Annotated in this window: 6 protein-coding genes and 1 pseudogene; 2 read left to right on the top strand and 5 right to left on the bottom strand. The window is 73.0% G+C overall.

Translation table 11 applies throughout. The features are described from left to right. Nucleotides 1-28: 28 nt before the first annotated feature. From KGQ19_RS29620 to KGQ19_RS29640, 5 genes are all read right to left on the bottom strand, one after another. Nucleotides 29-1,231, bottom strand: coding sequence for a glycosyltransferase (locus KGQ19_RS29620; protein WP_212014951.1), 1,203 nt, complete (start codon nucleotides 1,229-1,231; stop codon nucleotides 29-31). Further along, nucleotides 1,228-1,983, bottom strand: coding sequence for a DUF2334 domain-containing protein (locus KGQ19_RS29625; RefSeq protein ID WP_212014953.1), 756 nt, complete (start codon nucleotides 1,981-1,983; stop codon nucleotides 1,228-1,230). The genes KGQ19_RS29620 and KGQ19_RS29625 overlap by 4 nt, the downstream gene beginning before the upstream one ends. Next, a complete protein-coding gene (locus tag KGQ19_RS52125) occupies nucleotides 1,984-3,285 on the bottom strand; it encodes a glycosyltransferase family 4 protein (protein WP_212014955.1) in 1,302 nt (433 codons plus the stop codon). 90 nt (nucleotides 3,286-3,375) lie between these two features. Next, nucleotides 3,376-3,579 (bottom strand): hypothetical protein, encoded by a 204-nt coding sequence (locus KGQ19_RS29635; protein WP_212014957.1) that lies wholly within the window; start codon nucleotides 3,577-3,579, stop codon nucleotides 3,376-3,378. Between the two features lie 161 nt (nucleotides 3,580-3,740). Continuing rightward, nucleotides 3,741-4,427 carry a hypothetical protein gene (locus tag KGQ19_RS29640; protein WP_212014959.1) on the bottom strand — a complete coding sequence of 229 codons (687 nt, stop codon included), beginning with the start codon at nucleotides 4,425-4,427 and terminating at the stop codon, nucleotides 3,741-3,743. 98 nt (nucleotides 4,428-4,525) lie between these two features. Between KGQ19_RS29640 and KGQ19_RS52130 the strand changes: the two genes are divergently transcribed. Next, nucleotides 4,526-9,145 (top strand): cation-translocating P-type ATPase, encoded by a 4,620-nt coding sequence (locus KGQ19_RS52130; protein WP_212014961.1) that lies wholly within the window; start codon nucleotides 4,526-4,528, stop codon nucleotides 9,143-9,145. A gap of 189 nt (nucleotides 9,146-9,334) precedes the next feature. Further along, nucleotides 9,335-9,768: pseudogene (locus KGQ19_RS29650) on the top strand (VWA domain-containing protein); the annotation flags it as partial.

The raw sequence follows: 9,768 nt of genomic DNA on the forward strand, positions 1-9,768 counted from the left end.
CGAGCAGGAACGCCGAGGCCCCGAGGCCCTACCTCGCCGCCGACTCGGTGACCTTGCGCCGCCGCAACCCCCGCCGCTTGCGCCGGCTCAGGTTCCGCTCGCGAGCGGCCAGCGAGGCGTGGACGTCGATCATCGACGCGACGGTCGCCGACCACGGGAACTGCTCGGCACGATGCCGCGCCGCCGCGCGCCGTTCGGACTCCGGCCAGGCCAGGATCCCGGCGACGGCCCGTGCCATCTCCGCGCCGGTCGGAGTGGCTGTCAGACCGGCACCCGCGGCGAGCAGTTCGCCGGCGCCGCCGGTGTCCGCGGTGACGACCGGCGTGCCGCACGCCAGCGCTTCCAGCACCGTCAGGCCGAAGGTCTCGGCGGGTCCGGGGGCGAGGACGACGTCGGCCTCCGCGATCCGCGCGGCCAGCTCGGTCCGGTTGGTCAGGTGCCCGTGAAACGTCACCGGTAAGTCGGCGGCGACGCGCTCCAACTGCTGACGCTGGTTCCCGGTGCCGTAGACGTCCAGGTGCACCGGCAGGCCCTCGGCGATCAGGGCCCTGAGGGTGGAGATGGCTACCGCGGGGTTCTTCTCCGCGGACAGCCGGCCGCTGTAGACCAGGCGCCAGGGGTGTTCCTCGGTCCCCCGCGGCACTTCGGGCCACGAGGCCGGTGAACTCGCGCAAGGCCGGAAGATCTCCAGGTCGACCCCCAGCGGGATCTCACACAGCGATCCCCCGGTGCCGTCGAACTCCCGCCCGGCGAACGACGAGGCCACGATGATCGTGTCGAACCGGGTCGCCAGCCGCCGCGACCGCCGGTTCAGCGCCGGTCCCAGCGCCCGGTGGCTGGCTCGCCACGCATGCGGAAACCGAGCGGCGGCTACGGCGTCCAGCCGCTCGTGCGAGATCAGCACCGCGCCGACGCCCCGGGACCGGGCCCACGGACCGGCGGCGGCCAGCGTCGCCTTGTCCGACACCTCGACCGAGTCCGGCCCCAACTCCTCCAGCAGGTCCCGCACCGGCGAGAACCGCGGGATCATCCGGTAGCCGCCGCTGACCGGCACGCTCGGCAACGTGACGACGAGCCCTTCGTCGCCCTGCTCGCGCGAGTGGCGCTGGCCGGGAATCACCAGCACGCGCTCGTGCCCGGCGGCCACATAGCCGCGGCCCAGCGTGTCCACGACCGTCCGCAGGCCGCCCGAGGTGGGGCTGTAGGCATTCGCGAGCTGGACGATCCTCACGGGATCGGGACGGCTGCGCCGCGCATCACGAGCCCGGAGTACGTACCGGCCCGGTACCCGGCGGCCAGCGCCGCGTCGATGACGGCGAGCGTGGTCGCCCGCAGAGCCGGCTGCCGCAGGTCGTCGGGATGCAGCGCGACCCGGAACGAGTGGCCGTTCCGGGCCATCGCGGACGCGGATTTGCGCATCAGGCGCGCGGCGAACAGCTCGCCGGCGCCGCCGGGGCGGTGCGAGAGCGCCGGGAGGGTGTGGCGCCGTTCGGTGATGAGGTCGTGCACGAACAGGTGCGAGCTCGTGTAGCGCAGCCCGACTCGCCGCAGGGCCGTGAACGCGCCCGGCGAGGCGAGCCAGCCCGGCGGGTGGAAGCCCACCGGTTCGATGTCCAGGGCGGCCAGTTCCGCCAGCCCGGCGGACAGCCGGGCCGTGGCCTCGGCGACGTCCAGCGCCGCGAACTCGGCCGCGCCGCGGGCGAGGAGCTGGGCGGCGGCCCGGCGCCACGGTGCGCCGTCGGGACCGGCCCGGTGGGCCCAGCCGTGCAGCGCCAACTCGTGGCCGCGGGCGGCGGCGGCGTGCAGCGTGGCGACCAGATCAGGGCTCTGGCTCAGCCGGGAACCCCGCCACGGCCCCGGGATCACCAGGAGCGTGGCCGGGATGTCGCGGGCGTCGAGATCGGCCAGCCAGCGCTCGGTGGCCGCGGCGCTGGCCGGCGCGATGTCGTGGATGGAGACGAGTAACTGCGGGCGGGGCGGCATTCACGCCGCCGTTTCGAAGCCGGTGCCGGTCTTGGCCGGGGTGGCCTCGCCGGACGTGGCCGGGGTGCCCGGGAATCCCTGACCCGTGACTCCCCTGGCGAGTTTGCCCGCGGCGGCGTTGGCCTCGACCGTGGTGGTGATCGTGGTGGCGATCGCGGCGTTGGCGGGGAGCGTGGCGGGCTCCGACCCGGCGGTGAGCACGCGGTGGCCGCTGATGGCCGCGTTCAGGTGCCCCATCAGCTGGTCGCTGACCGCGTTCCAGGTGCGGGCCTCCACCTCGGCCCGCGCGTTGAGCCCGTACAGCGAACGCAGGTCGCGGTTGGCGCTCAACCGCATCACCGCCGACCGCAGCTCGGACACTGAATCAGGGTCGTACAACAGCCCGGTGTGCCCCGGGGTCACCAGGTCGAGCGGGCCGCCGGCCGCCGGTGCCACCACCGGGACGCCGCTGGCCATCGCCTCCTGCACGGTCTGGCAGAAGGTCTCGTTGGCGCCGGTGTGGATGAACACGTCGAGGCTGGCGTAGGCCCGGGACAGCTCCAGGCCGTCCAGGAAGCCGGTGAAGGTCGCGTTCGGCAACGCCGAGCGCAGCTTGGCCTCGGCCGGGCCGTCGCCGACGATCAGCAGCCGCACGCCTGGCAGCCCGCTGAGATTCGCCAGCAGATCGACCCGCTTCTCCGGGGCCAGCCGGCCGACGTATCCGACGACGGTCTCCCGGTTCGGCGCGACCTCGTGCCGCAGGCGTTCGTCGCGGTAGCGGGGGTGGAAGCGGTCGGCGTCGACCCCGCGACGCCACAGGGCCAAGCGTGGGAAATCGTGGTCGGCCAAGGTTTTCAGGGTCGCGGTCGACGGCACCAGCGTGAGGTCGGCCTGGGAGTGGATCCGCCGCAGCCAGGACCAGATGACCTTGTCCGTGCCGCGCAACCCGTAGCGCCGGGCGAATCCGGCGATGTCGGTCTGGAACACCGCGACGCACGGGATGCCCAGTTTGCGCGCGGCGGCGGCGCCGGCGGCGCCGAGGCTGACCGGCGAGGCCAGGTAGACGATGTCGGGCCGGAACTCCCGCAGCTTGCCGACCAGTCGCGCCATCGGCATCCCGAGGACGAACGACCGGTATCCCGGCAGGGCGAAGCCCCCGACCGAGGCCACCTCGTGCCCGGCGTACCGTTCTGGTCCCGGCTTCGCCGCGATGACGAGCGCTTCGTGCCCTCGTTCGGCAAACTGCTCCAGGACGCGGCAAACCGAGTTCGTGACCCCGTTGACCCGGGGGAGGAACGATTCGGTGATGACGGCTATACGCACGTTACTCACGATGAGGCCGCCAGATGGAACTCGGATTGTGAGAACGCGAGGACGCGCACAACCTGAGATGAAGGATAGGGGCCACGGCCGTCAATCGAAGGATATGTGCATCTCACCGTCGCGCATCTCGACGTCCACGCCCCGGGTCAGGCGGACGGCACCGGCGAGGAGAACCTGGGCCAGGGGTCCGGCGCCGACCAGAGCGGCGGCCGCGACCAGGCAGGGCTCCGCCAGGGCGGAGACGGCGCGGGTCACGTCACCCATGGTGGCGGGGAAGGTGATGGTGATCGACATGCGTCCTCTCCGCTTCGCTGTTCTACGAAGCAGTACAGACGCCCCGGCGCTCGGCGGCCACCTGGTGCGGGTGAACGTTGGACGGCCAGATCTCCAGCGCCGATCGACCAAATCGCGCGCGGCGGACGTGGGCGCTCCGCCGTGGGGTGGCGGAGCGACGACTACGCGCTCTTGGCAGGCTCCTGATTCTGAGTCGGCTTCAGCGGGCCCCAGCGCCGCAGCGCGGCCAGGCCCAGACCGCCGACCGCGACGACGGGCCACTCCACGGCGCCGATCACAGCCAGGCTGCCGACGGCGACGTAGGCCGGGATGCCGTTCTTGTTCTGCGCGACCTTCTTGGCGGCGGTCAGCGGCAGGGTCGCGGCCTTGACCGCCATGCCGACGACGGCGCCGTCGAGCGGGATCGTCACCGAGACGCGGTGGGTGGTCTCGTCGGCGTTCGGGGTGGACCGCACCGGCTTTTCGGCCTCCGTCTTGCTGGTCTGGGTCTGGGTCTGGGTGGCGGCCGGCTCGGAGACGCTCGGAGACGGGGTCGGGGTCGCGGTTTTGGCCGGGGTCGCGGTTTTGGCCGGGGTCGCGGTTTTGGCCGGGGTCGCGGTTTTGGCCGGGGTCGCGTTTTCAGCCGGGGTCGCGGTTTCGGTCGCAGTTCGGGCCGCGGTCGCCGTGGTTTCGGGCGCGGCCTTGGCTTCTGGCTTGGCCTCTGGCTGGGCTTCCGCCTTGGCCGCCGGCGTCTTGGCTGTCGCCTTGACCGTCGGCTTCGCGGCGGTCTTGGCCACCGTCGCCTTCGCCGCCGTCTTGGCGGTGCGCGTTCTCGGCTTCGCCGTGGTCTGATCCTTTGCCTCTGCCACTGCTTTTCACCCCTTCATTCAGTGAGTCGTGATTTGCGCCGTAGACTCACCAACTTATAGCCAGTTCATACGCCGCCCAACGTCAGGGTGAAAACCGTGTGACGAATCCGGGAGTTGAGATGCTGTTCGGGATGGACCGAGTCGCCGTCGGCGCCGTACGGTTCGCCGCCGCGTCCACCATGGGCGCGGTCGACGCCGTGGGGACGCTGGCCAGCGGATCCCTCGGTGCGGTCGAGGCCGTCGCCGGGTTCGCCGCGACCGGTCCGACCCGCGCGGGCCGCCGGGTCTGGTCCGCCGACGGCCGGGCGCACGTCGAGGTCAAGGGCCTGACCGGGTCCGGCGCCCGGCACCACGCGCTGCGTACGCACCTGACCGGCGCGCTGCGTGAGCTCAAGGGTGTGCGCTGGGCCGAGATCAACGCGGTGACCCAGCACATCCTGATCGACTTCGACGAGCAGGAACTCGATGTCGAGGCGATCATCGAGGTCATCGAGGCGGCCGAGGAAGCGCACGACACCGACGAGGAGACCTTCTCCCGCGCCAAGCCCGAACACCCCTCGGCCGACGCGCCGGTCAACATGGCCGTCATCGCGCTCGCCGCCGACGCGGTCGGCTTGAGCGTCGCGGTCGCGGGCCGCGTCATGCGCCTCCCGGCCGTGCCCCAGGCGCTGCGCGTCCCGCTGCTCATCGCCGAGACCACGCCCCGGATCCGGCACCTCGTCGAGGACCGCATCGGCCGCACCCACACCGAGGCGCTGTTCGCGGTCAGCAACAGCACGCTCAACGCGCTGGCTCAGGGCCCTGAGCCGATCCTGATCGACAGCACGCACCACGCGCTGCGGTTCGCCGAGGCCCGGGCCCGGCAGGCGGTCTGGCGCCGCCGGGAACGCGAGTTGGTCGGCGACGGCTCCGGTCTGCCGAGCGAGGTCCCGCGCCGCTCTGTTCGTCCGGTCCCGCTCCCCGAAGGACCCGTTGAGAAGTTGGGCGACCGCGCGGCCCTGGCCTCGCTGCTCGGCGCCGGCGGCGTACTGGCCGCCACCCGGGATCCGGGGCGCGCCGGCGATCTGATGCTCGCGACGATGCCGAAGGCGGCCCGGCTCGGCCGCGAGGCGTTCGCCTCGATGCTGGACTGGGAGCTGTCGCGGCACGGCGTGGTCCCGATGGACGTGTCCAGCTTGCGCCGCCTGGACCGGATCTCTTTGGTGGCCATCGATTCCTCGACGCTGTGTACCGACCGGCCGCGCATCCTGAGCGCCGTGGCGACCGATCCGGCGACCACCGACCGGGAGATCTGGGCCGCGACCGAACAGGCGCTCATAGCGTCGTCCATAGCGTCCTCCAGTACTTCCAGTACTTCCAGTACTTCCAGCACTTCGCGGTTCGTGGGCTCCGGGCCGTGGACCGTCGGCGAGTGGAGCTTCGAGAAGCCGCAGGACGCGCTCGACGGCACGATCGGCGGACCGGTCGCGCTGACGTTGGACGTGCTGGATCCCGAGGGCACGCGCCGGGGCCGGGTACGTATCGGCGTGGAGACCGACCCGCTGGCCGATGCCCTGCTGGCGGCGGCCCGGGACGCGGCCTCGCACGTGGTGCTGACCGAGCACGACAGCGTCTCCGATCTGCTGCCGTGGGCCGATGAGGTGGTCGCACCGGGCGCGCCGCTGCTGGACTACATCCGGCTGATGCAGCTCGGCGGCAGCGGCGTGCTGGCGATATCAGGGACCGATGACGAGGCGCTGCGCGCCGCCGATATCGGGGTCGCGGTGGTCGCCGAGGGCCGGCCGGTGTGCTGGTCGGCGGAGCTGCTGTGCGGCCCGGGGCTGAGCCAGCCGTGGCGGGTGCTGCGTTCGGTGGGCACCGCGCGGCAGGTCAGCGAGCGATCGGCGCGACTGGCGCTGGGCGGCTCGGCGCTCGGTGCGCTGCTGGCGGTGACCGGACGGCGCCGGACCGCGCGGCCGTTGACGCTGAGCCCGGTGCACAGCGCGATGGCGGCGGCGATCTTCGGCGGGACGCTGAGCGCGCTGCGCGTGGCCCGGCAGTCGCCGCCGGAGCCGTCGATCCGGGGCAACTGGCACGATCTGACGGCCCGTGAGGCGTTCGATCGGGTGGAGCGGGCGCGCCGGGAGCAGCCGGCGGAGGTGGCGCCGCGCGGACGGTTCGCGGCGGTCGCGGACGCCGGGCGGGAGACGGCGCGGATGTTCGGCGGGCTGCCGCTGGCGTCGCAGACCGCTCAATTGGTCGGCGCGGTCGCCGAGGAGTTGCGGGATCCGCTGACACCGGTGCTGGCGCTGGGTGCGGCGGCCTCGGCGATCGTGGGTTCCGGGGTGGACGCGCTGTTGGTGACCGGGGTCATGGCCGGCAACGCGGTGATCAGCGGGGCGCAGCGGATGCGGGCCGAGCAGGCGCTGCGGCGGCTGCTGATGGGCGAGCAGATTCTGGCGCATCAGGTCCAGTGGCAGCCTGCTGATTCCGGTTCGGGTGCGGGCTGGCTCGCGGGGCTCGATGACGCTTCGGCGCTCGACGTGCCGGCCACCACGCTGCGGGTCGGCGACGTCATCAAGCTGGCGGCTACCGACGTGGTCCCGGCCGACGTGCGGCTGCTGACCGCGCTGGATCTGGAGGTCGACGAGTCCAGCCTGAACGGCGAGTCGCTGCCGGTGGCCAAGCTCCCGGCCGCCACGCCCGGGGCGGACCTCGACGAGCGGGCGTGCATGCTCTACGAGGGCTGCACGATCCTGGCAGGGAGTTGCTACGCACTGGTCGTGGCGGTGGGTCAGGACACTGAGTCCGGACGGGCCGCGGCGGTCGCGGGCTCGGCCCCGCCGCCGGCCGGGATCCAGGCCCGGCTGGCCGAACTGACGCGGATCGCGTTGCCGGCGGCCGGAGTCGGCGGGATCGCGGTCACCGGGCTGTCCGGGCTGCGCGGCGTGCCGCTGCCTCGGGCCGTGGCTTCTGGGGTGGCAGTCGCGGTCGCGGCGGTGCCCGAGGGGCTGCCGCTGGTCGCGACGGTCGCCCAGCTCGCCGCCGCGCGCCGGTTGTCGCAGCGCGGCGTGCTGGTGCGCTCCTCGCGCACGCTGGAGGCGCTGGGCCGGGTCGACACCGTCTGCTTCGACAAGACCGGCACGCTGACGCAGGGGAAGTTGTCGGTCACGCGGCTCGCGGACCTCGACGGCGACCTGCCGCTGGACAGCGAGGAAGGCAGTCGCCTGCTGCGGTTCGCGGCCCGGGCCTGCCCGGCGGTGGAGGAAGGCGCGGCCCGGCGGCTCGCGCACGCCACGGACGGGGCGGTGGTGGAGGCCGCGCACCGGCATCTGGGGCGGGACGAGAAGTGGAACCTCATATCGGAGCTGCCGTTCGAGACCACTCGCGGGTACGCGGCCTCGATCGGGACCAACAGCACGCGGCTGACGTTGGCGGTGAAGGGCGCGCCGGAGACGGTGCTGGAGGCGTGCACGCAGGTGCGGTCGCGGGACGGCGGTATCAACACCCTGAGTGCGGCCCGGCGCCGTGAGGCCGTGGAGGCGACGATCCGGCTGACGCGCAAGGGCTTGCGGGTGCTGGCGATCGCCGAGTCGCACCCGGTGGTGGAGAACATCGAGGACGTCGCAGAGCTCGATGTCGCCACGCTGGTCACCGACCTGACGCTGATCGGCTTCATCGCCATCGCCGACACCCCGCGCCCGACCTCGGAGCGGGCGGTCGCGGACCTGACGGCGGCCGGCGTCCGGGTCACGATGATCACCGGTGACCACCCCAACACGGCTGTGGCGATCGCCGAACAGCTGGGCATCCCCGAGGCGCAGCTGGTCCTCACCGGCGCCGAGTTCGACCGGCTGAGCAAGCGCGAACGCGCCGAGCGCGTCACCGGCACCACCGTGTTCGCGCGGGTGTCGCCGGAGCAGAAGGTGCGGGTGGTCCAGGCCCTGCGCGAGGCCGGCCGCATCGTCGCGATGACCGGCGACGGCGCCAACGACGCGGCGGCGATCCGGCTCGCGGACGTCGGCATCGCCATCGCCGGCCACGGCTCCGCGGCCGCACGAGCCGCGGCCGACCTGGTCCTGGCCGAACCCGATCCGGCCCGCATCACCGACGCGCTGCGCGAGGGCCGCACGCTGTGGGGCAATGTCCGCGACGCGGCGTCGATCCTGGTCGGCGGCAACGCGGGCGAAGTCGCCTTCACCGTCCTCGGCACCGCGATCTCCGGCCGCGCGCCCCTGGGCACCAGGCAACTGCTGCTCGTCAACATGCTGACGGACATGCTCCCGGCCCTCGCCGTCGCCCTGGCCCCGGCCCGCCCGAACAGCGGCGAGGACCCGCTCGCATCAGGCCCGGTGAGCGACCTGTGGGACTCGGAATTCAAGCGCACGCTGGCAGTCCGCGGCGGCGCCACAGCCCTCGGCGCGGGCCTGGCCTGGGGCATCGGCCGCGTGTCGGGCCGCCCGCGCCGCGCGGAGACGATGGGCCTGGGCGCACTGGTCGGCACGCAGCTGGGACAGACGCTGCTGACGGCGCGGCACAGCCCGCTGGTGATAGCCACGGCGGCGGTGTCGGCGGTCGCGCTGATCGCGGTGGTGGAGACGCCGGGCGTGAGCCAGTTCTTCGGCTGCACGCCGCTCGGGCCGATGGCTTGGGGGACGGTGCTGGCCTCGGCCGCGACGGCCACGGCGACTGGGGTCGTCGCGCCTCGGATGCTGGAGCGGGTGGGGTGGAAGGCTTAGGCGTTTCGCGGGGAGATGCCGGGTCAAGGTTCGATTTCGCGAATCCCGAGTATCAGCGGGAGCTACACAGGTATTCGAACGGCGACGCGATCGACGGTAGGGTTGGGGCCGCTATTAGCTGGGTCTGGTCAGGGACCCGGTCACGTCGTCGAGGTGCCCGTGTGCGGCGGGGGAAGTAAGGGAACTGTCATGAACGCCGACCCCGACGAGGGGCAGCCGAGCACCGCGCCTGAGGCAGCCGAGGCTGTGACGGTCCCGCCCGAAGCGGGCGAGGCGGATCAGGACGGGCCTGAGGCCGAGGACGCCGGGTCGGAGGCTGGGGTCGTGGAGGCCGAGGCTGCCGAGTCGGAGGCCGTGAAGGCTGAGGCTGCCGAGTCGGAGCCGGACGCGCCGGAAATCGACGCGGCCGGTGCCGAGGCCGTTGAGGATGAGGCTGAGGCTGAGGCGACCAAGACCAAGACCGAGGCCGAGGCCGAGGCCGAGGCCGCCAAGGCGGAGGCGTCGACAACCGAGCCCGAGCCCGAACCCGAGCCCGAACCCGAACCCGAGCCCGAGCCCGAGCCCGAGCCCGAGCCCGCCACCGAGCCCGCAGCTGATTCCGACCGGGCCGCCGCCTCCGAGAG

The sequence above is a fragment of the Catenulispora pinistramenti genome (assembly GCF_018274385.1).
Taxonomy (GTDB): Bacteria; Actinomycetota; Actinomycetes; order Streptomycetales; family Catenulisporaceae; genus Catenulispora; species Catenulispora pinistramenti.

Coding starts and splice junctions, on each gene's coding strand:
- KGQ19_RS29625 (WP_212014953.1), bottom strand. CDS start 1,983: ATGCCGCCCCGCCCGCAGTTACTCGTCTCCATCCACGACATCGCGCCG.
- KGQ19_RS29635 (WP_212014957.1), bottom strand. CDS start 3,579: ATGTCGATCACCATCACCTTCCCCGCCACCATGGGTGACGTGACCCGC.